The 22716-nt window shown below is 69.0% G+C and carries 19 protein-coding genes; 12 read left to right on the forward strand and 7 right to left on the reverse strand.

All coding sequences use genetic code 11. The features are described 5' to 3' along the window. Position 1: 1 nt before the first annotated feature. Complete coding sequence (locus FHR90_RS03580) at positions 2-1186, reverse strand: efflux RND transporter periplasmic adaptor subunit (RefSeq protein ID WP_183274762.1); 1185 nt, start codon at positions 1184-1186, stop codon at positions 2-4. Between the two features lie 146 nt (positions 1187-1332). On the opposite strand from FHR90_RS03580, the gene FHR90_RS03585 reads away from it, so the two are divergent. Further along, the gene (locus tag FHR90_RS03585; protein WP_176625898.1) at positions 1333-1923 is read left to right on the forward strand and encodes a TetR/AcrR family transcriptional regulator; all 591 of its coding nucleotides are present in this window, start codon (positions 1333-1335) and stop codon (positions 1921-1923) included. A gap of 80 nt (positions 1924-2003) precedes the next feature. Here the strand turns inward: FHR90_RS03585 and FHR90_RS03590 are convergent, their stop codons facing one another. Further along, positions 2004-2972: a metallophosphoesterase family protein gene (locus tag FHR90_RS03590; RefSeq protein WP_246329999.1), complete on the reverse strand. Its 969-nt coding sequence runs from the start codon at positions 2970-2972 to the stop codon at positions 2004-2006. Positions 2973-3017: 45 nt separating this feature from the next. Further along, positions 3018-3773, reverse strand: a complete 756-nt coding sequence (gene radC, locus FHR90_RS03595) for a RadC family protein (protein ID WP_183274763.1) — start codon at positions 3771-3773, stop codon at positions 3018-3020. Between the two features lie 90 nt (positions 3774-3863). Here radC and FHR90_RS03600 point away from each other — a divergent pair, with 90 nt between their 5' ends. Together FHR90_RS03600 and FHR90_RS03605 are read left to right on the forward strand one after the other, a co-directional pair. Beyond that, complete coding sequence (locus tag FHR90_RS03600) at positions 3864-4607, forward strand: HAD hydrolase-like protein (protein WP_176626405.1); 744 nt, start codon at positions 3864-3866, stop codon at positions 4605-4607. A gap of 168 nt (positions 4608-4775) precedes the next feature. Continuing rightward, positions 4776-4973, forward strand: coding sequence for a hypothetical protein (locus FHR90_RS03605; RefSeq protein WP_176626407.1), 198 nt, complete (start codon positions 4776-4778; stop codon positions 4971-4973). A 196-nt stretch (positions 4974-5169) separates the two neighbouring features. Here FHR90_RS03605 and FHR90_RS03610 read toward each other — a convergent pair whose 3' ends face one another. Beyond that, positions 5170-5802, reverse strand: a complete 633-nt coding sequence (locus FHR90_RS03610; protein ID WP_246330000.1) for a JAB domain-containing protein — start codon at positions 5800-5802, stop codon at positions 5170-5172. Positions 5803-6057: 255 nt separating this feature from the next. On the opposite strand from FHR90_RS03610, the gene FHR90_RS03615 reads away from it, so the two are divergent. From FHR90_RS03615 to FHR90_RS03635, 5 genes are all read left to right on the forward strand, one after another. Then, a complete protein-coding gene (locus FHR90_RS03615) occupies positions 6058-8259 on the forward strand; it encodes an ATP-dependent helicase (protein ID WP_176622364.1) in 2202 nt (733 codons plus the stop codon). A 97-nt stretch (positions 8260-8356) separates the two neighbouring features. Then, positions 8357-9301, forward strand: a complete 945-nt coding sequence (locus tag FHR90_RS03620; RefSeq protein ID WP_246330001.1) for a 50S ribosomal protein L11 methyltransferase — start codon at positions 8357-8359, stop codon at positions 9299-9301. Positions 9302-9424: 123 nt separating this feature from the next. After that, on the forward strand, positions 9425-11809 hold the full coding sequence (locus tag FHR90_RS03625) for a phosphoketolase family protein (protein WP_176622362.1): 2385 nt from the start codon (positions 9425-9427) through the stop codon (positions 11807-11809). Then, positions 11802-12953, forward strand: coding sequence for an acetate/propionate family kinase (locus FHR90_RS03630; RefSeq protein ID WP_176622360.1), 1152 nt, complete (start codon positions 11802-11804; stop codon positions 12951-12953). Before FHR90_RS03625 ends, FHR90_RS03630 begins: the two co-directional genes overlap by 8 nt. Before the next feature lie 43 nt (positions 12954-12996). Continuing rightward, positions 12997-14250: an NRAMP family divalent metal transporter gene (locus FHR90_RS03635; protein WP_317134331.1), complete on the forward strand. Its 1254-nt coding sequence runs from the start codon at positions 12997-12999 to the stop codon at positions 14248-14250. On the opposite strand, the gene FHR90_RS03640 is transcribed toward FHR90_RS03635, so the two are convergent. The 3 genes from FHR90_RS03640 to FHR90_RS03650 form a co-directional block, all read right to left on the reverse strand. Continuing rightward, positions 14231-15478: an MFS transporter gene (locus FHR90_RS03640; protein ID WP_218061944.1), complete on the reverse strand. Its 1248-nt coding sequence runs from the start codon at positions 15476-15478 to the stop codon at positions 14231-14233. The two genes, FHR90_RS03635 and FHR90_RS03640, sit on opposite strands and share 20 nt — an antisense overlap. Positions 15479-15552: 74 nt before the next feature. Further along, positions 15553-17592 (reverse strand): NADPH-dependent 2,4-dienoyl-CoA reductase, encoded by a 2040-nt coding sequence (locus FHR90_RS03645; RefSeq protein WP_176622354.1) that lies wholly within the window; start codon positions 17590-17592, stop codon positions 15553-15555. Beyond that, complete coding sequence (locus FHR90_RS03650) at positions 17589-18797, reverse strand: benzoate/H(+) symporter BenE family transporter (RefSeq protein ID WP_183274765.1); 1209 nt, start codon at positions 18795-18797, stop codon at positions 17589-17591. Before FHR90_RS03650 ends, FHR90_RS03645 begins: the two co-directional genes overlap by 4 nt. A gap of 74 nt (positions 18798-18871) precedes the next feature. On the opposite strand from FHR90_RS03650, the gene FHR90_RS03655 reads away from it, so the two are divergent. From FHR90_RS03655 to FHR90_RS03670, 4 genes are all read left to right on the forward strand, one after another. Continuing rightward, positions 18872-20635 (forward strand): aminopeptidase P family protein, encoded by a 1764-nt coding sequence (locus tag FHR90_RS03655; protein ID WP_183274766.1) that lies wholly within the window; start codon positions 18872-18874, stop codon positions 20633-20635. A 100-nt stretch (positions 20636-20735) separates the two neighbouring features. Beyond that, a complete protein-coding gene (locus FHR90_RS03660) occupies positions 20736-21764 on the forward strand; it encodes an isocitrate/isopropylmalate dehydrogenase family protein (protein WP_176625148.1) in 1029 nt (342 codons plus the stop codon). After that, positions 21764-22432 carry an HAD family hydrolase gene (locus tag FHR90_RS03665; protein ID WP_218062103.1) on the forward strand — a complete coding sequence of 223 codons (669 nt, stop codon included), beginning with the start codon at positions 21764-21766 and terminating at the stop codon, positions 22430-22432. The genes FHR90_RS03660 and FHR90_RS03665 overlap by 1 nt, the downstream gene beginning before the upstream one ends. After that, a complete protein-coding gene (locus FHR90_RS03670) occupies positions 22429-22707 on the forward strand; it encodes a DUF3253 domain-containing protein (protein ID WP_176625146.1) in 279 nt (92 codons plus the stop codon). The genes FHR90_RS03665 and FHR90_RS03670 overlap by 4 nt, the downstream gene beginning before the upstream one ends. Positions 22708-22716 lie beyond the last annotated feature (9 nt).

A 22716-nucleotide genomic window follows, 5' to 3' on the forward strand; every position in this document is an offset into this window, starting at 1 on the left:
CTCAGGCCGGACCGTCCGATTTGATGCTGCCTCGCACGGCGTTCACCTTCGCGCCGGGGCGGACCAGCATCAGGCCGCCGATGATGACGCGATCGTTCGGATCGAGCCCCGCGGTGACCACCCGCAGGCCCTGCGTCACGGCCCCGGTGGCGACCGGCTTGGGTACCACCGATCCGTCATGACCGACGGTCATGACGATCTGCTGCGACTGGTCCGACATCACCGCCGCATCCGGCACCAGCATCGCCGGCGCAGGGTTGGCGAGCGGCAGCCGCACGCGGGCGAACTCGCCCGGGGTGAGCGCTGCATCGGCGTTGGCCAGCGTCGCGCGCGCCCTGATCGTGCCGGAGGCGCGGTTGACGGCATTGTCGATGAAGTCGAGCGTGCCGCGCAGGCGGAAATCCCGGCTCTCGCCAAGGGCGATCTCCACCGCCGGCGGTGCCGCATCATGCGCATGCGCGCGGCCGTAGGTCACGAAATCCGCCTCGCTCATGTCGAAGTCGACATAGATCGGATCGATCGACACCAGCGTCGCCAGCAGCGAGTTCGCCGACCCGCCGGTGCGGCTGCCGCTGATCAGCGCGCCGACCGAAACCTGGTGCGCGCCGATGCGGCCGGTGAAGGGTGCGCTGATGCGGCAGTAGTCGAAATCGAGCTGCGCGTCGCGCACCGCCGCCTCCGCGCCGGCCAGGGTCGCCTGGGCGGCATCGAGATCGGCCTGGCGCTGGTCGACCACCTGCTGGCTGCCGAAATCGTCCTGGCGCAGGCGCTTCGCCCGCCACAGCTCCTGTGCCGCCAGCGACACCCGCGCCTGCGCCCCGCGCAGCGTGGCGACCGCCTGGGCGACCTTGATCTGATAGGGGCGCGCGTCGATCTCGAACAGCAGGTCGCCCTTGTGGACCAGCTGACCGTCATGGAAATGGATCGCGGTCAGCGTGCCGCCGACCTGGGCGCGCAGCTGCACCGTGTCGACGGCAGAGAACTGGCCGAGGAACTCGGTCGGCACCGCCAGCGTGCGCGAAAGCGGCGTGGCGACGGTAACGGTCGGCGGGGGCCCGCCCGCCCCCTGCGCGCGCGCAGGCAGGCAGCCGACGCAGGCGGTCAGCGACATTGCCGCCATGAACGCCCCCGTTCGCCGGCGCGAACGGACGGCCGCGAGCCAGCTGGCCTGAGAATCTGCGGGCATGGGCGTCTTTCCTGCATCCGATCGGCGACGTATGGCGTTCTGTACCGCACGATACGATTCGACCTTGAATGAAGGCGTCCAGAATCGATTTTCAACCCTCGCGCGCCGAAAAACCTCGGCCGCCCGATTTGCACGGGGACCATTCGATGGGTAGACCGCTGGGCTTCGATCCGAAGGTCGCGATCCGCGCAGCGCTGGCGGTGTTCTGGGCCAAGGGCTTCGAAGGCGCGACGCTCAGCGAACTGACCGAGGCGATGCAGATCAGCCGCCCGTCGCTCTACGCCACGTTCGGCGACAAGGAGACGCTCTTCCACAAGGCGATGAAATGCTACGATCTCGGGTATATGGGATTTTTCGACGACGCACTGGCCGATCCATGCGTCGACGAGGCGATCCGGCGTATCGTCGATGGCTTTCTCGACCTCAACACCTCCGAGACCCACCCGCACGGCTCGCCCGACACGGTGGGGGCGCTGGTCTGCTCGGATGCGGCCGACTCCGTTCGTCGCTGGCTACTGGAGCGGCGCCAGAAGCGCGAGGCGGCGCTGGCCGCGCGCTTTGCCAAGGCCGTCGAAGAGGGGCAGTGGCCGCCGGGAACCGACACGCACGGGCTTGCGGCGTATCTGATGACCTTGCTGCACGGCATGGATGTGCAGGCGGCATCGGGCGCCTCGCGCAAGCGCCTGCAGCAGATTGTCGGACTTGGCCTGGCGGTGATCCCGAAAGCCACAGCGTAAGCCCTCGCCCGGTTGCACCGCCCCGCTCTGCTTTGCCTAGTACTGGCCAAATCTGACCAGGGTATGCAAGCAGTCTAGGATCAGGTGTCCTTCGGGTCGACCGAGCGGAACCCGAACGTCTCGTAACGCGGCGTGACCCTTCCGTCGGCCACATCGATCACCATGAACCCCTCCGGCGTGCCGAGCCTCGTGCCATGCCACCAATTGCCGCTGACCGCGCCGCCGGTGATGTAGGGCACGCCGTGCCATTCGACGCGCTCGACGACATGGGTATGGCCCTGCAGCACGGCGATGACGTTCACATCGTCGAACAGCGGCAGCACCTCGTGCGCGTTGGCGACGGTGAGGGCGTGATGCGTCGGCAGATCGGCCGGATCCATGTAGTCGGCGATCGCGCTGACCAGCGGAATATGGGTCACGACGATGATCGGCGTGCCGGCCGGCTGTGCCGCGAGATCGGCCTTCAGCCAGGCGAGCTGGACCGCATCGATGCGCCCCTCATAGGCGCGGTCGGCGGTCACCCCGATCGAGTCCAGAATGACGAAATGCACGCCCTTGTGGTCGAAACTGCGATACAGGCTGCCGAAGGCGTCCTCGAAATACTTCTTGCCGTAGAGCGGATCGTCTGGCCGCGCGCCGCTTTTGGTGTAGATGCCGAACAGATCGTGGTTGCCGATCGTGTCATGGACCGGCAGCGACAGGTCCTGCGCGGTGCGCTTGTAGAGATCCATCAGCATGGTCGCGCGCGTCGCCGGCACGCCGAGCGCGTCGAAGACGTGGTCACCGCCCTGGATGACCAGGTCCGCGCGGAGGGTGCGGGCCTTCGCATAGGCCAGCCGGCAGCCATGGGTCGCCTCGAGTTCCGGCTGCTGATGGGTGTCGGTGATGAACAGGAAGGTGAACGGCGCATGAGCCCGCAGCGGCGGGCGTTGCGCCGAGCGCGCCGCATGGGCGAGCAGGGGCAGCGCTGGGGCCATCGACAGCAGGCGTCGGCGCGGCAGCTTCAGCATCCCGCCTCGGGACCCGGCGGCATCGCTGGTTGGGTTCATCGCTCCGGTCTCCTTGAAGAACGAGAGCCGGGCGCCGCACCGTTACTAGCGTGGCAACAGGCCCTGCTCGGAAAAATGGGTGAAACGGCCGTTGCCGACGATGACATGGTCCAGCACCGCCACCCCGAGCAGCGCACAGGCTTCCGACACCATGCGCGTCATCGCCAGATCCTCGGCGGACGGCGTCGGATCGCCGGTCGGGTGGTTGTGCACCAGGATCAGCCCGTCGGCGCCCAGGTCGAGCGCGCGACGGACTACCTCGCGCGGATAGACCGGCGTGTGGTTGACGGTGCCGCGTGCCTGCGCCTCATCGGCGATCAGCCGCCCTTGCCCGTCGAGAAACAGGATGTGGAACTGCTCGACCTTCTCGCGCGACAGCACCGAAGCGAGGTAGGCGCGCAGCCGCACAGGATCGGCCAGCACCGGTTGGCCCTGCACCGAGGCCCGCGCCATGCGCAGCGCCGCCTCCTGCAACAGCCGGATGGCCGCGAGCCCGTGCGTGCCCAGACCGGAAATGCCGCGCAGTTCGGCGTCAGGCGCGCTCAGCAGGGCCGCGAAGCTGCCGAACCGGCCGATCAGCCGGGCCGCGAGCGCCGTGGCGTCATGCCCCTGCATCGCCGCACCCAGCAGCAGTGCGGCGAGCGCCACATCATGGGCCTGAGCCGGCTCCGCCGCCTGGGTTGGGGCCGACGCGGCCGTGGCGCGCTCCGCTCCCGCATCGCGCCGGCCCCGTGCCCAGCGCAGCGCACCCTCGGCGAAGCCGGGGCGCGGGGGTCTCTGATCCGCCTGCCTCGTGACCATCCGTTACCGTCCAATCCGTGCTGCGCCATTGACCGACGCCGCCGCGCCGCGACAATGAACTGCTACACCGTGCCGGAACCGCCACCCACCATGCTGACCCGACCCCTCGACGGCGCCTCCATCCTGCTCGATCTCGACGGGACGCTGATCAATTCGCAAAAGGCCATCCTCGACAGTCTGTTTCACTCGATGCGCGCGGTCGGCCAGGAGCCGGATCCGCAGGGCGACTATCGCTGGGTGATCGGACCGCCGCTGCATGACGTGGTGGGCGCCATCCTCGATCCGTTCACACCCGAACGCGCCGAATCCGCGATCACGGCCTACCGGGCACATTATGCGACGCTGGGAATGCTGGCGAGCCCGTTGTTCGAGGGCATCGAGGCCCTGCTCGACCGGCTGCGCGCGCAGGGCGCAAAGCTCTATCTCGCCACCTCGAAGCCGCTGCACATGGCGCGCCCGATCCTCGCCGCGCACGGCCTGCTCGACCGCTTCGCCGCCACCTACGGCGCGCGCCCCGATGACAGCGGGGCGGAGAAGCCCGAGCTGATCGGCGAACTGATCGCCCGCGAGGGGGTCGATCCCGCCCGCGCGGTGATGGTCGGCGACCGCCGCTTCGACATCAGCGGCGCGCATGCCAACCGCCTGCGCGCGATCGGCGTGCTGTGGGGATTCGGCGGTCTCGACGAGCTCGAACAGGCCGGCGCGGAGGCGATCGTCGCCGATCCGGAGGCCCTCTACGACGCCATCGTCGAGCAGATCTCGGCCGCCGCCCGACATGACGGGCGACACGGCACACCCGCCCGGCAAACCACGCTCTCCCAGCCCTCCGGCTGAGCCCGGGGGTGTGCCCCCGGAGCGGCGGTTCGCATCAACGACCGGTGGGCGGCAGGGCGGCGACAGAGGTCAGCTGTCCGGTGGCGAAGGCCAGCGTCGCCGCTGAGGCCAGCACCTGCGCAATGGCCTGCGCCAGCGTCGCGTTGGCCCGGTCGCGCTGGCTGGCCAGTGGCGGAAGGTGTCGGCATCGGAGGTGTAGGCCAGCCGGGCGGCCTTCGCCTGCTCGACCGCAGCCCGATAGCGGGCGATTCCGGAGGCCAGCTCGTCATAGGCCATCGCCACCTCGCGCATCGCATGGCCCTCGGCCTGCTGGAGGCGGTCACGCTGCTCGGCCTCCCGGCTCTCGGCGAGGCGGATGCGGTGTGACGTCGCGCGTATCGTTGCACGCCCCCAGGATGGCTGCCACCAGCAAGGCCGCAAATCGTGAGGCGAGCGGACTCAACGGTCGGTCATGATCGAGGCACCGACCAGCCTCAGACCGGCCATGGGCTCGGCGTCAAGATGCTGCCCAGCCGTCACCCCCCTTCCTTGTCGATGCCGGCGTCCGCCGCCATTCGTTGGGTCACAGCATTCCGCGCTGACGCAGGCTGGTCCAGCCTCCCCCGCAGCCGACCATGGTATCGTGCAGCACCACGCTGAGCAGCGTCGAGGCGCGTCCCAGCTCGGCCGACAGCGCTGCCGCCTCCTGCAGGCTCGCCGCCCCGGCGCGGGCTTCGACATGCAGCGCGATCAGTGCGGTCGCATGCAGCGCCAGCGCGCGCGCCAGCACCGCACGCCCGACCAGCGCGCGGCTGCCGGGCAGCACCGCCTCGTCGGCCAGCAGCCGGTTGCGGTTGTCGAGGTACAGCATCCGCCATTGCCCGGGCTCGATCTGGGTGGCGCTGCGGTCGAGATAGGCGCCGAGCTGTGTCCAGTCGCCGAGTGTGAGCGTCTCGCGCGGCTCGGCCTCGGCCAGTCGCGCAGCCGCGATGCGAGGCAGGCCGAGAATGTCGAGACAATCGGGGGCGAGGTCGAAATCGACTGCGACCGTCTCGCGATCGGTCCGCAGCACGCCGTCCAGCGAGCCGTAGCGGTTGATCATCGCCTTGGCGAGCGGCTTGGTGTCTCGACGCGGGATGCCGAGAAACAGCAGCATCTCCAGAATCTCGTAATCGGCGAGGCTGTCCGCCCCCGCGCCCAGCAGCCGCGCCCGCATCCTCGCGCGGTGCCCGGTCGGGCCCGTGGACCGGAAAGCAGGCGGCACGAGGCCGGGCAAAGCGACGTCTGAGACGATGGTATCCGGCACGGCTACGGCGACGATCCTCTTCGTTACGCAGCAGGATAGGGTCATTTGTCGACCGGCGTCTGTCTCAAGAACATTGCCGCCGAGACATCCTGCGTCCATCTCCGCCCCCGGGCGAGCGATCGGGCGAACTGGCGAAGCACCCCTCTTTGTTCTATGTTCGTTGCCATGAGTGACTATCTCGACCGGCTGAATCCCGAGCAGCGCGACGCGGTGCAGAGCCTCGACGGCCCGCTGCTGGTGCTGGCCGGCGCGGGCACCGGCAAGACCCGCGTGCTGACCACCCGTTTCGCCCATATCCTGCTGTCGGGGCGCGCCAGCCCGCATCAGGTGCTGGCCGTCACCTTCACCAACAAGGCCGCCCGCGAGATGCGCGAGCGCGTCGGCGCCATCCTCGGCCATCCGGCCGAGGGGCTCTGGCTCGGCACCTTCCATGCGCTATGCGCGCGCATGCTGCGCCGCCATGCGAGCGAACTCGGCCTGACCTCCTCGTTCACCATCCTCGACACCGACGACCAGCTCCGACTGCTCAAGCAGGTGATGGAGGCGCACCGGATCGATGCCAAGCGCTGGCCGGCGCCGGGGCTGATGGGGGCGATCCAGCGCTGGAAGGATCGCGGCCTTACCCCCGACCGCATCACGCCCGCCGAGGACACCGAGTTCGGCGGCGGTGCCGCGCGCGCCATCTATGCCGACTACCAGGCCCGGCTGATCACGCTGAATGCGTGCGATTTCGGCGACCTGCTGCTCCACGTCACCGAGCTGCTGCGCACCCGGCCCGAGATCCTCGACGGCTATCACAGGCTGTTTCGCTACATCCTGGTCGACGAGTATCAGGACACCAACGTGGTGCAGTATCTGTGGCTGCGCCTGCTCGCCCAGCGCGCCGATGCACCCGCCAACATATGCTGCGTCGGCGATGACGACCAGTCGATCTATTCCTGGCGCGGCGCGGAGGTGGAGAACATCCTTCGCTTCGAGGCGGATTTCCCCGGCGCGAAAGTGGTCCGTCTCGAACGCAACTATCGCTCCACCGCGCCGATCCTCGCCGCCGCCGCCGGGCTGATCGCCCATAACGACGCGCGCCTCGGCAAGACCCTGCGCCCAGGGCGCAACGACGCCTCCGGCGAAAAGCTCACCGTCGCCGCATTGTGGGATTCCGACGAGGAGGCGCGCTTCGTCGGCGAGCGCATCGAGAACCTTCGCCGCGACGATCACAGGCTTTCGGAAATTGCCATCCTGGTGCGCGCCGGCTTCCAGACCCGCGCCTTCGAGGAGCGGCTGATCACGCTCAACATCCCCTATCGCGTCATCGGCGGCCTGCGCTTCTACGAACGTGCCGAGATCCGCGACGCGCTCGCCTATCTGCGCTGCGTGGTGCAGCCCGCCGACGATCTCGCCTTCGAGCGCATCGTCAATGTCCCGCGCCGCGGTGTCGGCGATGCAGCCCTCGCCAGCCTGCACGCCCATGCGCGCGCGCGTTCCATCCCGCTGATCTCCGCGGCCGCCGAGATGATCGACAGCGGCGGCGTGAAGGGTCGCGTGCGCGACAATCTTCGCGCACTCATCACGCTGTTCGCCGAATGCCGCGACGATCTCGACCGCGGCGTGCTTGGCCATGTCGCCGTCGTCGAGCGCCTGCTCGACGAGAGCGGATACACCGCGATGTGGAAGGCGGACAAATCCCCCGACGCGCCCGGCCGGCTCGACAACCTGTCCGAACTCACCCGCGCCATCGCCGAATTCGAGACTTTGGCCGGGTTTCTCGAACATGTCTCGCTGGTGATGGACAATGACGAGAGTGCGGGCGACGACAAGGTCAACCTGATGACGCTGCATGGCGCCAAGGGCCTCGAGTTCGACAGCGTGTTCCTGCCCGGCTGGGAAGAGGGGCTGTTTCCGTCGCAGCGTTCGCTCGACGAGGGCGGCAACAAGGCGCTCGAGGAGGAGCGTCGCCTGGCGTATGTCGGCATCACCCGTGCACGTCGCCGCGCCATCCTCAGCCACGCCGCCAACCGGCGCATCTACGCCAACTGGCAGAGCTCGATCCCCAGCCGCTTCCTCGAGGAAATCCCCTCCGAGCATGTCGAACAGACCGGATCGGCGGCCTTCGCCCGCGAGCAGGTCCGCAACGCACCGCCGGTGTTCGGCAGCCCGTTCGGGCTGACCGCGCGCCGGCCGAAGACGATCGAGGCCTGGGAACAGCCCGCCCGTCCGGCACGCAGCAGCGCCATCGCGGTGGGTGCGCGGGTGTTTCACCAGAAATTCGGCTACGGAACCGTGACCTCGGCAGAGGACGGGCGGCTCGACGTGACGTTCGAGAAGGCGGGGAGCAAGCGGGTGATGGATAATTACGTGGAGATGGTGTGATGTTCTTTCTCGAAAGAAAGAACCAAGGAACTTTCGAATTTTCTGGCGGCTGCGGGGGGATTTGCGGTCTTGCGAGCTACCCGGAAGAGAATTTCTGATGCGCACCACCGCCCCGATGCTGTTCACCCCGCCGGCCACCGCCGGCGCCCGCCACGCCACACGGCTGGAAACCCTCTCCGTCACCGTGCCGGAGGCCGCCGTCGAGCCCTATGAGCAGGCGTTTCTGTCGGTCTGCGCCACCGTGGGCATGTTCGAGGCCGATGACGAGCAGCTCTTCTGGCGCATCGAGGGCGTCAAGCAGGCCGGTCAGGGCGAGGCGGAGCTCGAAGCAGGTCTCGCGCTGGCCGCCCTGCTGAGCGGCCACGAGGCGGAACTCAGCCGTGAGCCGACCGAGGCCGAGGGCTGGCTGGCGCGGATCTACGAATCGTTTCCCGAGCAACGCATCGGCCGCCGTTTCGCCGTGCGCGGCACGCATCTGCCCCGCACCACGCCGCGTGAGAACGGGCGGCTGGTGCTCACGCTCGATGCCGGCATCGCGTTCGGCTCCGGCGAGCACGGCTCGACGCGCGGCTGCCTGCGCGCCTTCGAGGCTGTCGCGCATCGCCGCCCACGCCGGATCCTCGATCTCGGCACCGGCACCGGCGTCCTGGCCATGGGTGCGGCCGCCCTGCTGCGCCGAAAGGTGCTGGCGACCGACATCGAGCCATGGTCGGTGCGCGTGACGGCAGAGAACGCAAATCTGAACGGGCTCGGCAATCTGGTGCGCGCCGAGCTCGGCAATGGCTGGCGGACGCGGGCGATCACCCGTGCGGCGCCGTTCGACCTGGTGTTCGCCAACATCCTCGCCCGTCCGCTCTGCGCGATGGCCGGCCAGCTCGCCGCGCATCTCGCTCCGGGCGGCACCGCCATCCTCGCCGGGCTGCTGGATTCGCAGGCCAACATGGTGCTTTCGGCCCATCGCCGGGCGGGGCTGGTGCTGGAACGGCGCCTGCACGAAGGACAATGGACCACGCTGATCCTGCGGAGGCTGCCAGAACGCTGATGCCGCCCATCACGCAACTGTCACGCGACGAGGGGTGACACCGACCGCCATCCTGCGTTCAGTCCGCAGGAGCTTGATGCAGCGCAAGGACCGATCCTGCGCGCGAGTGGAAGGATGGACGGCATGAACGACACACCCCGACCCGATTCACTGACCACCGAGCTGCTGAGCGATGACGAGTTGCACCGCATCGACGGGTGGTGGCGGGCGGCGAACTACCTGACTGTCGGACAGATCTACCTGATGGCCAACCCGCTGCTGCGCGAGCCGCTCGCGCCGGAGCACATCAAGCCACGCCTGCTGGGCCACTGGGGCACCTCGCCGGGGCTGAGCCTGATCTACGTGCATCTCAATCGGCTGATCGTGAAATACGATCTCGACGTGATCTATATGGCCGGCCCCGGCCATGGCGGGCCGGCGCTGGTGGCGAATGTCTGGCTCGAAGGCAGCTACAGCGAGTTCTACCCGGAAATCACCGCCGACGCGCCCGGCATGCTGAAGCTGTTCCGGCAGTTCTCCACCCCCGGCGGCATCCCCTCGCACGTCTCCGTCCCAACCCCCGGCTCGATCCACGAGGGGGGCGAACTCGGCTACGTGCTGGTGCACGCGTTCGGCGCGGTGATGGACAACCCCGACCTCATCGTCACCGCCGTGGTCGGCGACGGCGAGTCGGAGACCGGGCCGCTGGCCGGGAGCTGGAAGGGGATCGATTTCATCAACCCGGTGCGCGACGGCGCGGTCCTGCCGATCCTGCATCTCAATGGCTACAAGATCGCCGGCCCCACCGTCTGGGCGCGGCATGACGACCGCGATCTCGACGCCTTCTTCCGCGGCCAGGGCTACGCGCCGGTGTTCGTCGAGGGCGACGATCCGGCGACGGTCCATCGGGCGATCGCCGCCGCGCTGGAAGAGTCCGTCACCACCATCCGCGCCATCCAGCGCGATGCGCGCGCCAACGGGTTGCGCGGCCGCCCGCACTGGCCGCTGATCGTGCTGCGCACGCCGAAGGGCTGGACCGGACCGAAATTCGTCGACGGCAAGCCGATCGAAGGCACGTTCCGCGCTCATCAGGTGCCGGTCGCCGACACACGCAACAATGCCGAACACCGACGCATCCTCGAGGACTGGATGCGCAGCTACCACCCCGAGGAGCTGTTCGACGAGGCGGGCAGGTTGCGCGCCGAATACGCCGCCCTCGCCCCCGCCGGCGCCCGGCGGATGGGCGCGAATCCGCAGGCCAATGGCGGGCTGCTGATGACACCGCTCGCCCTGCCCGAGTGGCAGGACTACGCACTGCATCTCGAACATCCCGCCACGGAACGCATCGGCTCGACCGCTGTGCTCGGTCAGTATCTGCGCGACATCTATCGCGCCAACCCGCACAATTTTCGCCTGTTCTGCCCCGACGAGACCAACTCCAACCGTCTCGGCGCGGTGTTCGAGGTCTCCGATCGCTGCCTCGTCAGCACCATCATCCCCGGTGACGACCACATCTCGCCCGAGGGCCGCGTGATGGAGGTGCTCAGCGAACACAACTGCCATGGCTGGCTGGAAGGCTACACGCTGACCGGGAGGCATGGGCTGTTCGCCACCTACGAAGCCTTCGCGATGATCGTCGATTCGATGGCGATGCAGCACTCGAAATGGATCGAGCATGCCAAGCGGGTTCCGTGGCGCGCCGACATCCCGTCGCTGAACTACCTGCTGACCTCGACCTGCTGGCGCAACGACCATAACGGCTTCAGCCACCAGGGGCCGGGCTTCATCGACACCATCATCCACCGCAAGCCCACGGTCGCGCGTGTCTATCTGCCGCCCGACGCGAACTGCCTGCTGTCGGTCGCCGATCACTGTTTCCGCAGCGTCAACTACCTGAACCTGATCGTCATCGACAAGCAGCCGCAACTGCAGTGGCTCACCCTCGAGGAGGCGACGGCGCATTGCGCGGCCGGCGCCGGCACATGGCCGCGATACAGCCGCAATCCCGAACGTCCCGACATCGTGCTGGCCTGCGCCGGCGACATCCCGACCCAGGAAATCATCGCGGCCGCCTCGATGCTGCGGCAATACCTTCCCGACCTTGGCGTCAGGATCGTCAATGTCGTCGATTTGATGCGCCTAGCGCCCGCGGACCGTCACCCGCACGGCATGTCGGACGAGGAATTCATCTCGATCTTCACCGCCGGCACGCCGGTGGTGTTCGCCTTCCATGGCTACGCCGGCGTCATCCACGACATCCTGCATGGCCGAGACGCGCATGAGCGTTTCCACGTGCGCGGCTACCAGGAGGAGGGCACCACCACCACGCCGTTCGACATGGTGGTGCTCAACGGCATCAGCCGGCTGCATCTCTGTCTCGATGTCGTGCGCTACGTGCCGGGCCTGCTGACCAAGGGTGCGGCGCTGGTCGCCGAGTGCAATCGGCTGCTCGCAGAACACGAGGTCTATATCCGCGAACATCTTGAGGACATGCCGATCGTTGCCGACTGGGTGTGGACGGATGGCTGAGCTGATCGCGGCGCTGAACGCCGGCTCGTCGAGCATCAAGTTCGCGCTCGCCGAGACCGACGGTGCCGCGATCGGCGCGCGTCGCCTGTCGGGCGAGCTCGAAGGCCTGCACACCGCGCCGCATCTGCGCATCCGCGACCAAGGCGGCAACACGGTCGAGGAACGGCGCTGGTCGGCCAAGACGGATCACGACGAACTGCTCGACATGCTGCTCGGCTGGATCGACCGGCATATCGCCCCCGACCGGCTGATCGCGGTCGGCCATCGCGTGGTGCATGGCGGCACGGTCTTCACCGCTCCGGTCCGCATCGACGATGATGCGATCACGCAGATCGACGCGCTGACCCCCCTCGCCCCGCTGCACCAGCCATTGTCGCTTGCCCCAATCCGCGCCATCGGCAAGCTGCGTCCCGGCCTGTTACAGGTGGCCTGTTTCGACACCGCCTTCCACCGCACCATGCCTCCGGTCGCCGCGCGCTACGGCCTGCCGCGACGCTACGAGGCTGAGGGCATTCGTCGCTACGGGTTCCACGGCCTGTCCTACGAGCATATCGCGTCGATGGTGCCGAAGGGCCGCACCATCGCCGCCCATCTCGGCAACGGCGCGAGCCTGTGCGCCCTGCGCGACGGGGAAAGCATCGACACCACCATGGGCTTCACCGCGCTCGACGGGCTGGTGATGGGCACGCGCTGCGGATCGATCGATCCCGGCGCGCTGCTCTACATCCAGCAGACCGAACAGCGCTCCGCGGCCGACATGCAGGACATGCTCTACCACGACAGCGGCCTGCTCGGCGTCTCCGGCCTGTCATCGGACATGCGCGACCTGCTCGCCTCCGACGCCCAACCCGCACGCGAGGCGGTGGAGCTGTTCGTCTACCGGATCGCCCGCGAGACCGGCGCGCTGGCCGCCTCGCTCGGCGGGCTCGACACGCTGATCTTCACCGCCGGCATTGGCGAGCACATGGCCGCGATCCGGCAGTCCGTGTGCGAGCGTCTGGCCTGTTTCGGCGTGCATCTCGACGCCCAGGCCAATGCCCGGCATGATCCGGTGATCTCGGCCGGCACGTCGACGGTGAGCGTCCGCATCGTCCCCGCCGACGAGGAAGCGGTGATCCTGCATGAGACCCTCGTCCTGCTCTGAGTGCGTCCTGACGGCACCTCCCGACCCTGAAGCGCCGAGCGATGTGGTCGGTCCGAGCCGCCCGCATCTGCTGCGCGTGCTCGGCCCCGGCCTGATCACCGGCGCGTCCGACGACGATCCGAGCGGCATCGCCACCTATGCCCAGGCCGGCGCGCAGTTCGGTTATACGCTGGGCTGGACGATGCTGTTCACCTACCCGTTGATGGTGGCGATCCAGATGATCAGTGCGAGGATCGGCCGCGTCACCGGTCATGGCATCGCAGGCCTGCTGCGGCTGCACTATCCGCGCTGGCTGCTCGACATCACGGTGGGTCTGCTGCTGGTCGCCAATGTCATCAATCTCGGCGCCGATCTGGGCGCGATGGCCGATGCGCTCGCCCTGCTGCTGCCTGGACCGAGACCACTGTATGTGATCGGCTTCTGCGCGCTGTGCGTCGGGCTTCAGGTCTTTCTGAATTACGCCCGCACCGTGCGTGTGCTCAAGTGGCTCAGCCTCGCCCTGTTCGCTTATGTCGCGACCGCCGCCATCGTGCATGTGGACTGGCCGGCCTTCACTCTCGCCCTGCTGGTTCCGCATCTTCCCCCGACCCGGGACGGGTTGACCATGCTGGTTGCCATCCTCGGTACCACGATCAGCCCCTACCTGTTCTTCTGGCAGGCCTCGGAGGAGGTCGAGGACCTCGCCGTGCATCCCCGGCGGATCGACCTGCTCGACGCACCCGCCCAGGGCCGCGCCGCCCTGCGCCGCATCCGCACCGATACGCTGGTCGGCATGGCGTTCTCGAATCTCGTCGCGCTCGCCATCATCGTCACCACCGCGGCGACCCTGCATGTGCGCGGCATCACCGACATCGCCACCTCCGCGCAGGCGGCGGAGGCGCTGCGGCCGATCGCCGGCCGTTTCGCGGCCCTGGTCTTCACCATCGGCATCGTCGGCACCGGGCTGCTGGCGGTGCCGGTGCTGGCCGGGTCGGCTGCCTATGCAATCGGCGAGGCGCGGCACTGGCCGACCGGGCTTGGCCGCCGCCCGCGCGAAGCGCGCGCCTTCTACGCCACCCTGGTCGCCGCCACGGTGATCGGCGCGGCGATCAACTTCACCTCCATCGACCCGATCCGCGCCCTGCTGCTCAGTGCCGTGCTCAACGGCATCGTCGCGGTGCCGGTGATGGCGCTGATGATGCTGATCACCGCACGGGCCGACATCATGGGCAAGTTCGCCGTGCGTGGCACGTTGCGCCTGCTGGGCTGGCTGGCGACCGCGCTGATGGCGGGAGTGGTCATCGCGATGCTGGTCTGAGCCGGAAAATCGCCAGCGCGCAACCCGCACTGATCAGGCCCACTGCGACCAGATACAGACAGATCCAGACCGGCGACCCGCCGCCCAGCCCGAGCAGCCAGGTGGCGATGATCGGCAGCAGTCCGCTCGCGAACACGCCGGAGAGTTGATAGACGACCGAGATGCCGGTGTAGCGGACTTCAGGTGCGAACAGATCGGCGAACAGCGCCGATTCCGGCGCGTAGCACAGCGAATAGAACACCCCGAGCGGCAGAATGACACCAAGTGCCACGCCGACCGGATCGCCATGATCCATCAGCCAGAACGACGGATACGCCGACGCCGCCAGCAACAGCGCGCCGATCGCATACGGGATTGCCCGGCCCCAGCGATCCGACAGCCTGCCGACGACGGGGATCAGAACGGTCAGCACGACCGCCGCCACGGTCACCGCCGCCAGCGCACGTCCTCGCGGCACGTGCCGATACTGCGACAGATACAGCACCGAGAACACCGAATAGGTGTTGAACGCCACCCCCTCGATGCACCGCGCGCCCATACCCAGCCACAGCTCGCGCGGATAGTCGCGCAGCATGTCGCGCAGCGGCAGCCGCACTAGCTTGCGCTCGCTGCGCGCGCGCTCGAATTCAGGCGTCTCGAGCACCTTGAGCCGGATGTACAGCCCGATCGCCACCAGCACCACGCTGAGCAGGAACCCGACCCGCCAGCCCCACTGCATGAACGCCGCCTCCGGCAGCAGCGACATCACGCCGACCACACCCGAGGCGAGACACAACCCGATCGAGAGACCGAGCTGCGGCAGGGCGGCGTAGAAACCGCGCTTTCCGGGCGGCGCCGTCTCGTAGGCCATCAGCACCGCCCCGCCCCACTCGCCCCCGATGCCCACGCCCTGCAGCAGGCGCAGCGCGAACAGCGCGACCGAAGCCGCCGGGCCGATCTGCGCGTAGGTCGGCAGCAGGCCGATCAGCGTGGTGGACACCCCCATGATGAGCAGTGTCGCCACCAGCACGCGCTTGCGCCCCAGCCTGTCACCGAGATGGCCGAAAATCACCCCACCGATCAGCCGCGAGACGAAGCCCATCGCGAAGGTCGAATAGGCGAGAAGTTCGGAAAGAGCATCGCTGTGCGAGGGAAAATACAGTCTCGACAGCACGATCCCGGCGACGATGCCGTAGAGGAAGAAATCATACCATTCGATGATCGCGCCGATCGTCCCGGCGAGGATCACGCGGCGGAGGTGGGCCTCCGGGGCGTCGCCCCGGCCCCCGCCAGAAGCCTGAGGCTCCTGGACCTGCATCCGTTTCACAGGCGCGCTGCGAGCCGGGTGCCCTGGTCGATGGCACGCTTCGCATCCAGTTCGGCGGCGACATCGGCGCCGCCGATCAGATGCACGGAGCGGCCCTGGGCGAGCAACGGGGCATGCAACTCGCGCAAGGGCTCCTGGCCGGTGCACAGCACGATGGTGTCGGCCTCGATCAACGTCGGGTCGTGGCGCTCCGGGCCGTGGGTGATGTGCAGCCCGTCGGCGTCGATGCGTTCGTAGTTGATGCCGCCGATCAACGTCACGCGCAGTTTCCTGAGCTGTGCGCGATGGATCCACCCGGTGGTCTTGCCGAGAGCCTTGCCGAGCGGCGCGGGCTTGCGCTGCAGCAGCGTGATCGCGCGGGCCGGCGGCGGGACGTGTGCACCCTTGACCCCACCTCGCGAGACGGCCGGGTCGGTCACACCCCATTCCTCGCGCCAGAGTTCGGGCGACAGCGCCGGCGAGACACCCGCAGTGCCGAGATACTCGGCCACGTCGAAGCCGATGCCGCCCGCACCCAGGATCGCCACCCGCTCGCCCACCGCCCGGCGTCCACGCAGCACGTCGACATAGCTCAGCACCCGCCCCTCCGCGGCACCTTCGTCCTGGCCGGTGATCCTGGGGTCGCGCGGCAGCACGCCGGTGGCGAGCACCACCTCGTCGTAGCCGACGAGATCCTCTGCGCCGACGCGACGGCCGAGGTGCAGCACGACACCGGTGGTTTCGAGCTTCCTTCGGAAATAGCGGATGGTCTCGGCGAATTCCTCCTTGCCGGGAATGGTCATCGCCATGCTGAACTGGCCGCCGATCCCGTCGGCGTCGTCGAACAGATCGACGTGATGGCCGCGCTCGGCCAGCGTGGTCGCCGCCGCCAGCCCGGCCGGCCCGGCCCCCACCACGGCAACCCGCTTCGGCTGCGCCGCGGGCCCGATCGTCAGCTCCGTCTCGTGGCAGGCGCGCGGATTGACCAGACAGGATACCAGCTTGCTGGCGAATACATGATCGAGGCACGCCTGGTTGCAGGCGATGCAGGTGTTGATCTCGTCGGCACGACCCGCCTGCGCCTTGGCGACGAAACCGGGATCGGCCAACAACGGCCGCGCCATCGACACCATGTCGGCATCGCCCGCCGCCAGGATCGCCTCCGCCGTCTCGGGCGTGTTGATCCGGTTGGTGGCCACCACCGGGATGCCGACCTCCACGCGCAGCTTGCGGGTAATCCAGGTGAAGGCGCCGCGCGGCACCGAGGTGTGGATGGTCGGGATGCGTGCCTCGTGCCAGCCGATGCCGGTGTTGATCAGGCTCGCGCCTGCCGCCTCCACGGCGCGACCGAGCTGGACGATCTCGGTCCAGTCGCTGCCATCGGGGATCAGGTCGAGCATCGACAGGCGGTAGATGATGAGGAAGTCGCGCCCCACTGCCTCACGCGTGCGGCGCACGATCTCCACCGGCAGGCGCATGCGGTTCTCGTATGCACCGCCCCAGCGATCGGTGCGGTGATTGGTGTGCGTGGAGAGGAACTGGTTGATCAGATACCCCTCGCTGCCCATGATCTCGACGCCGTCATAGCCGGCCTCGCGCGCCAGCTTCGCGCAGCGCACGAAGGCGCGGATCTGCCGCTCGACACCGGCCGCAGAGAGGGCACGCGGCCGGAACGGCGAGATCGGCGCCTTGATCGCCGAGGGCGCGACCGCCAGCGGGTGATAGGCATAGCGCCCGGTATGCAGGATCTGCAGCGCGATATGGCCGCCCTCTTCATGCACCGCGTCGGTGATCGCCCGATGCCGCCGCGCGGCCGCCGGCGAGGCCAGCATGCCGGCGAACGGCTTCACCCAGCCGGCGATGTTGGGCGCGAACCCGCCGGTGACGATCAGCCCCACCCCACCCCGCGCCCGCTCGGCGAAATAGGCGGCGAGCCGGGGGATGTCGCGAGCACGGTCCTCGAGGCCGGTATGCATCGAGCCCATCAGCACCCGGTTGCGAAGCTGCGTGAAGCCGAGATCGAGTGGGGCGAGCAGATGCGGGTAGAGGTCGGTCATCGGGCAGTCCGTGTTCGCGTTCCCGCCGAGAGCACCACCATCACCGCCCCGCCGGCAAGCAGGCCCCAGAGCGGCGCGCCGATGCCGGCGACGGTGATGCCCGACAGCACCACCAGCAACGTCACCAGCGCCGGCAGCCGTGACGCCTCCTCGGCCATCGCGCCGGTCAGCGCCGCGGCGAGCGCAGGCAGCAAGGCGAGACCCGCGATCGCCTCGATCAGCAGCGGCGGCGCGACCAGCAGCAGCCGGGCCGCCAGCCCGGCGCCGAGGCCGAGCGCGATATAGACCACCCCGGAGACCACCGAGGCGATCCAGCGCCGTGACGCATCCGCCCCCGCCTCCGGCCCGGCGCAGAGTGCCGCGGTCAGCGCGGCCAGATTGACCGGGATGCCGCCGAACAGTGCGGTGACCACGCTGCCGAGACCGGTGGCGACGAAGCTCCTTCCTGGATCGATCTCGTAGCCATTGGCCCGCATCACCGCGAGACCCGGCAGGTTCTGCGATGCCATCGTCACCAGATACAGCGGCACCGCGAGGCCGAGCACGGCGGCGGTGTTCCAGTGCGGCATCACCAGGTGCGGCCAGGTCAGCACGGGCAGGCTGGCCGGAGCCGCCGCACCCGTCACCGGCGGCACGAGACACAGAACCGCCACCAGCATCGCCAGTGCGATCACCACCGCATAGCGTCGAGCCAGCCGCAATGCGACCAGCCAGGCCAGGATCGGCGGGATCGCCTGCAGCGGGAACCGCACCACCGCCTGCGCCGGGGCGAGGCAGATGCCGGCCAGGATACCGGCCAGCATCGCATTGGCGAGCGGCATCGGGATCGCGGCCACCGCCCGGCCGAGCGGCCGCGCCAGCCCGGTGGCGACGATCAGCACCGCGGTCAGCGCAAACGCTGCCACCGCGATGCCGAAATCCGCGCCCTGCGTGCCGGCCCCGATCAGCAGCGCCGCCCCGGGCGTGGACCACGCCATGGTGATCGGCTTGCGCGACCGCAGCCCCAGCCCGACCGCCAGCGCCCCCTGCACGAGGCACAGCACCAGCAGCGCGCCGGCGGCGGTGCTGGCATCGGCCCCCACGGCGGCGAGACCCTGCAGGATGATGGCGAAGGTGGCGGTGAAGCCCACCAGGGCCGCGAGCACGCCGGCCACCACCGGCGCATGCAGGTCGACGGAGGCGGGCGGAGTCGCGGTTGCTGTCATGCCGGCAGCATAACCAGCCATCCGCCCCTGTCAGCCGATTGCGGGGCAGGCGGAGGGGTGAGACAACGACGCTCATGACCGATACGCTTTCTCCGCCCGAGAAACTCGCCGCCCTGCGCGCCGTGCTGGCGCGCGACGGAGTGCAGGGCTTCCTGCTCACCCGCGGCGATGCGCATCTGGGCGAGTATGTCGCCCCCGATTCCGAGCGTCTCGCCTGGCTGACCGGCTTCACCGGCAGCGCGGGCTGCGCGGTCGTGCTCGCCGAGCGCGCGATGGTGTTCTCCGACGGCCGCTACGTGCTGCAGCTCGAGACGCAGACCGACGGCACGGTCTGGGAGCGCGGCCACATGATCGAGCTGCCGCCCGAGCGCTGGACCGCCGCCGCGGCGCCGGGCGCGCGTGTCGGCTACGACCCGCGCCTGATCAGCGCCGAGATGCTGGCCCGTTTCGAGCGCGCCGGTCTGGTGATGGTGGCCCTCGACCACAACCCGGTCGATGCGGTCTGGACCGACCGCCCGGCACCGCCGCTGGCCCCGGCCCTGCCGCACGAGGCGCGCTTCAGCGGCCGCGACAGCGAGGACAAGCGACGCGCCATCGCCGCCATGATCGCCGAGACCGGCGCGGACGCGGTGGTGCTGACCGACCCGGCCTCCATCGCCTGGCTGCTCAACATCCGCGGCTCCGACGTGCCCTGCACCCCGATCGCGCAGGGGTTTGCCATCCTGCGCGCCGATGCGTCGGTGACGCTCTACATGGCACCCGAAAAGCTGCCCGAGACGACGCGGGCCTGGCTGGGCAATGCGGTCGCCACCGCCGCGCCCGAGCGGATGGCGGCGGATCTCGCCGCCCTCGCGGGCCAGCGCGTGCGCGTCGATCCCGCTGGCAGCGCGGTGTGGTTCGCACAGGCCCTGCGTGCGGCGGGTGCCACAGTGGTGGACGGGCCAGATCCCGTGCTGCTGCCCAAGGCGCGCAAGAACGCCGTCGAACAGGAGGGCGCGCGCTCGGCGCATCTGCGCGACGGCATCGCGCTGGCTAAGTTCCTGCACTGGCTGGACGCCAACGCCGCCGCCACCAGCGAGATCGGCGCCATCGAGGCGCTGGACGGGTTCCGCGCCGAGGCGGCCGAATTCCGCGGCAATTCCTTCGATGCGATTTCCGGCGCCGGACCGGACGGGGCGATCATCCACTACCGCGTCACCCCCGAAACCGACCGGCTGATCGGCGCCGACACCGTCTATCTGATCGATTCCGGCGCCCAGTATCCCGACGGCACCACCGACGTGACCCGTACGGTGTGGACCGGCCCCTCCCCCGCCCCGGACGAGGTCGCCGATGCCGCGACGCGGGTGCTGCAAGGCCATATCGCGCTGGCCGCGGCGATCTTCCCCAAGGGCACCACCGGCATACGGCTCGACGCGCTGGCGAGGCTGCCGCTGTGGCGTGCCGGACTTGATTACGACCACGGCACCGGCCACGGCATCGGCAGCTTTCTCGCCGTGCATGAGGGCCCGTGCAGCATTTCGCCGCGCTCGCCGCCCGTGCCTCTGGAACCTGGGATGATCCTGTCCGACGAGCCGGGCTATTACCGGCCCGGCGGGTTCGGCATCCGTGCGGAGAACCTGCTGCTGGTGGGCGAGCATACACCGGACGGGCGGTTTCTCGCCTTCGAGACCCTCACCCTCGCCCCCTTCGACCGCCGTCTGATCGCGACCGCTCTGCTGTCGCCGGCCGAGCGCGACTGGATCGACCGCTACCATGCGCGCGTGCTGGCCCAGATCGGCCCGCACGTGCCGGACGCCGTCCGCGCCTGGCTGGCGTCGGCCTGCGCACCCCTCTGAACGCCCGCCCGGGCACAAATAAGCCCTCGGGGGTTGCCTCGCCGCGCACATTGGTCGAAACCGGCACCGACGAGACAGACAGCGACAAAGAGGCGACACGATGAGCGGCGGGCAGCGCATTGCGGCAACCCTGATCCCGGGCGATGGCATCGGACCGGAAATTACCGCCTCGGTCGTCGCCGTTCTCGACGCGCTCGGCGCGCCGTTCGCCTGGGAAGAGCACGTCGCCGGCATGGCGGGCATCGCCGCCAAGGGCGATCCGCTGCCCGGTGCGACGCTGGACAGCATCGCGCGCACCAAGCTGGCGCTGAAAGGTCCGCTCACCACCCCGGTCGGCGGCGGCTTCAAGTCGATCAACGTCACCCTGCGGCAGAAATTCTCGCTCTACGCCAACCTGCGTCCGGCGCGCACCATCCTGCCCGGCGGCCGCTTCGAGGACATCGACATCGTGCTGGTGCGCGAGAACCTCGAAGGGTTCTACGCGGCGATGGAGCACTACATGCCGATCGGCGACGACCCCAAGGCGATCGCCATGTCGGCGGGCTTCAACTCGCGCGCCGAATGTCGCCGGATCTGCGAATACGCCTTCGAATATGCCCGCAAGAACGGCCGCAAGAAGGTGACGCTGGTCCACAAGGCCAACATCCTCAAGGCGCTGACCGGCATCTTCCTCGAGGAAGGCCGCGAGGTGGCGCGCAAATATGCCGGCGAGATCGAGTGCAACGACCGCATCGTCGATGCCTGCGCGATGCAGCTGGTGCTCGATCCGTGGCAGTATGACGTGATCGTCACCACCAACCTGTTCGGCGACATCCTCTCCGACCTGATCGCCGGCCTCGTCGGCGGGCTGGGCATGGCGCCGGGAGCCAATATCGGCCCCGAGGCGGCGATCTTCGAGGCGGTGCACGGCTCCGCGCCCGACATCGCCGGCAAGGGCATCGCCAACCCGCTCGCCCTGATGATGGCTGCCGGGCTGATGCTGCGCCATGTCGGGCGCCACGATCTCGCCGACCGGCTGACCGCCGCGATCGACAAGACGGTGCGCGTCGATGCCGTGCGCACCGGCGATCTCGGCGGCCGCGCCAACACCGAGGGGCTGACGAAGGCGCTGATCGGCAACCTCGCCTGATGACCGCCCCGGCCCTGGGCCTGCTGTTCGACCTCGACGGCACGATGGCGAACAGCGACCCGGCGCATTTCGCCGCCTTCAACGCATTGCTCGCCCCGCATGGCCGCTCGATCGACCAGGCCGAATTCCACGCCCACATCGTCGGCGGGGCGAATGCCCAGATCATGCGTCGTCTGTTTCCGGAGCTCGACGAGGCGGCGCATCGCGAACTCGCCGACCGCAAGGAGGCGCTGTTCCGAGCCTCCGGCGACCGCATCGAACCGATCGCCGGGCTGCACGCGCTGCTCGCACCCATGGCGGCGGCAGGCGTGCCGGTCGGCGTGGTGACCAACGCGCCGCGACGCAATGCCGAGCACATGCTGGGCGCGCTGGGGCTGGCGCATCTGCTCGATACGGTGGTGATCGGCGAGGAAGTCGGTCGCGGCAAGCCCGATCCGCTGCCCTACCGCACCGGGCTGGAGCGCCTCGGCCTGCCGGCAAACCGCGTGATCGCGTTCGAGGATTCGCGTGCCGGCATCCGCTCCGCCACCGGGGCTGGGCTGTTCACCGTGGGGATGACCACCAACCTGCCGGCCGAGGCCCTGCGCGAGGCGGGTGCGGGGCTGACCGCGCCGGATTTCGAAGACCCTGCCCTTCTTGCACTGATCGATACGAGGCTGGCGGCATGAGCGACAGGACCGACAAGCCGGTTTCCAACACGCTGATCCGCGAGACCATCCTCGCGCAGACCGGCGAGCGTGGCACCGCCAAGTCCATCTGCCCGAGCGAGGTCGCCCGGGCGCTCGCCACCGAGTGGCAGGGGCTGATGAGCCGCGTGCGGCGCGAGGCGGTGGTGCTGATGCAGGAAGGCGCGATCGACATCCTGCGCAAGGGCAAGCCGGTGCCGGCGGAGGAGGTGCGCGGCGTCATTCGCCTGCGCCGCCGCGCCGCCCCACAGGACTGAGCCGGAATG

Source organism: Endobacter medicaginis (assembly GCF_014192375.1).
Taxonomy (GTDB): Bacteria; Pseudomonadota; Alphaproteobacteria; order Acetobacterales; family Acetobacteraceae; genus Endobacter; species Endobacter medicaginis.

Bases quoted from the DNA above. Each gene is read 5' to 3' on its own strand.
- FHR90_RS03580 (WP_183274762.1), bottom strand. From the start codon at position 1,186: ATGCCCGCAGATTCTCAGGCCAGCTGGCTCGCGGCCGTCCGTTCGCGC.
- FHR90_RS03585 (WP_176625898.1), top strand. From the start codon at position 1,333: ATGGGTAGACCGCTGGGCTTCGATCCGAAGGTCGCGATCCGCGCAGCG.
- FHR90_RS03590 (WP_246329999.1), bottom strand. From the start codon at position 2,972: ATGAACCCAACCAGCGATGCCGCCGGGTCCCGAGGCGGGATGCTGAAG.
- radC (WP_183274763.1), bottom strand. From the start codon at position 3,773: ATGGTCACGAGGCAGGCGGATCAGAGACCCCCGCGCCCCGGCTTCGCC.
- FHR90_RS03600 (WP_176626405.1), top strand. From the start codon at position 3,864: ATGCTGACCCGACCCCTCGACGGCGCCTCCATCCTGCTCGATCTCGAC.
- FHR90_RS03610 (WP_246330000.1), bottom strand. From the start codon at position 5,802: ATGCGGGCGCGGCTGCTGGGCGCGGGGGCGGACAGCCTCGCCGATTAC.
- FHR90_RS03615 (WP_176622364.1), top strand. From the start codon at position 6,058: ATGAGTGACTATCTCGACCGGCTGAATCCCGAGCAGCGCGACGCGGTG.
- FHR90_RS03620 (WP_246330001.1), top strand. From the start codon at position 8,357: ATGCGCACCACCGCCCCGATGCTGTTCACCCCGCCGGCCACCGCCGGC.
- FHR90_RS03625 (WP_176622362.1), top strand. From the start codon at position 9,425: ATGAACGACACACCCCGACCCGATTCACTGACCACCGAGCTGCTGAGC.
- FHR90_RS03630 (WP_176622360.1), top strand. From the start codon at position 11,802: ATGGCTGAGCTGATCGCGGCGCTGAACGCCGGCTCGTCGAGCATCAAG.
- FHR90_RS03645 (WP_176622354.1), bottom strand. From the start codon at position 17,592: ATGACCGACCTCTACCCGCATCTGCTCGCCCCACTCGATCTCGGCTTC.
- FHR90_RS03650 (WP_183274765.1), bottom strand. From the start codon at position 18,797: ATGACAGCAACCGCGACTCCGCCCGCCTCCGTCGACCTGCATGCGCCG.
- FHR90_RS03655 (WP_183274766.1), top strand. From the start codon at position 18,872: ATGACCGATACGCTTTCTCCGCCCGAGAAACTCGCCGCCCTGCGCGCC.
- FHR90_RS03660 (WP_176625148.1), top strand. From the start codon at position 20,736: ATGAGCGGCGGGCAGCGCATTGCGGCAACCCTGATCCCGGGCGATGGC.
- FHR90_RS03665 (WP_218062103.1), top strand. From the start codon at position 21,764: ATGACCGCCCCGGCCCTGGGCCTGCTGTTCGACCTCGACGGCACGATG.
- FHR90_RS03670 (WP_176625146.1), top strand. From the start codon at position 22,429: ATGAGCGACAGGACCGACAAGCCGGTTTCCAACACGCTGATCCGCGAG.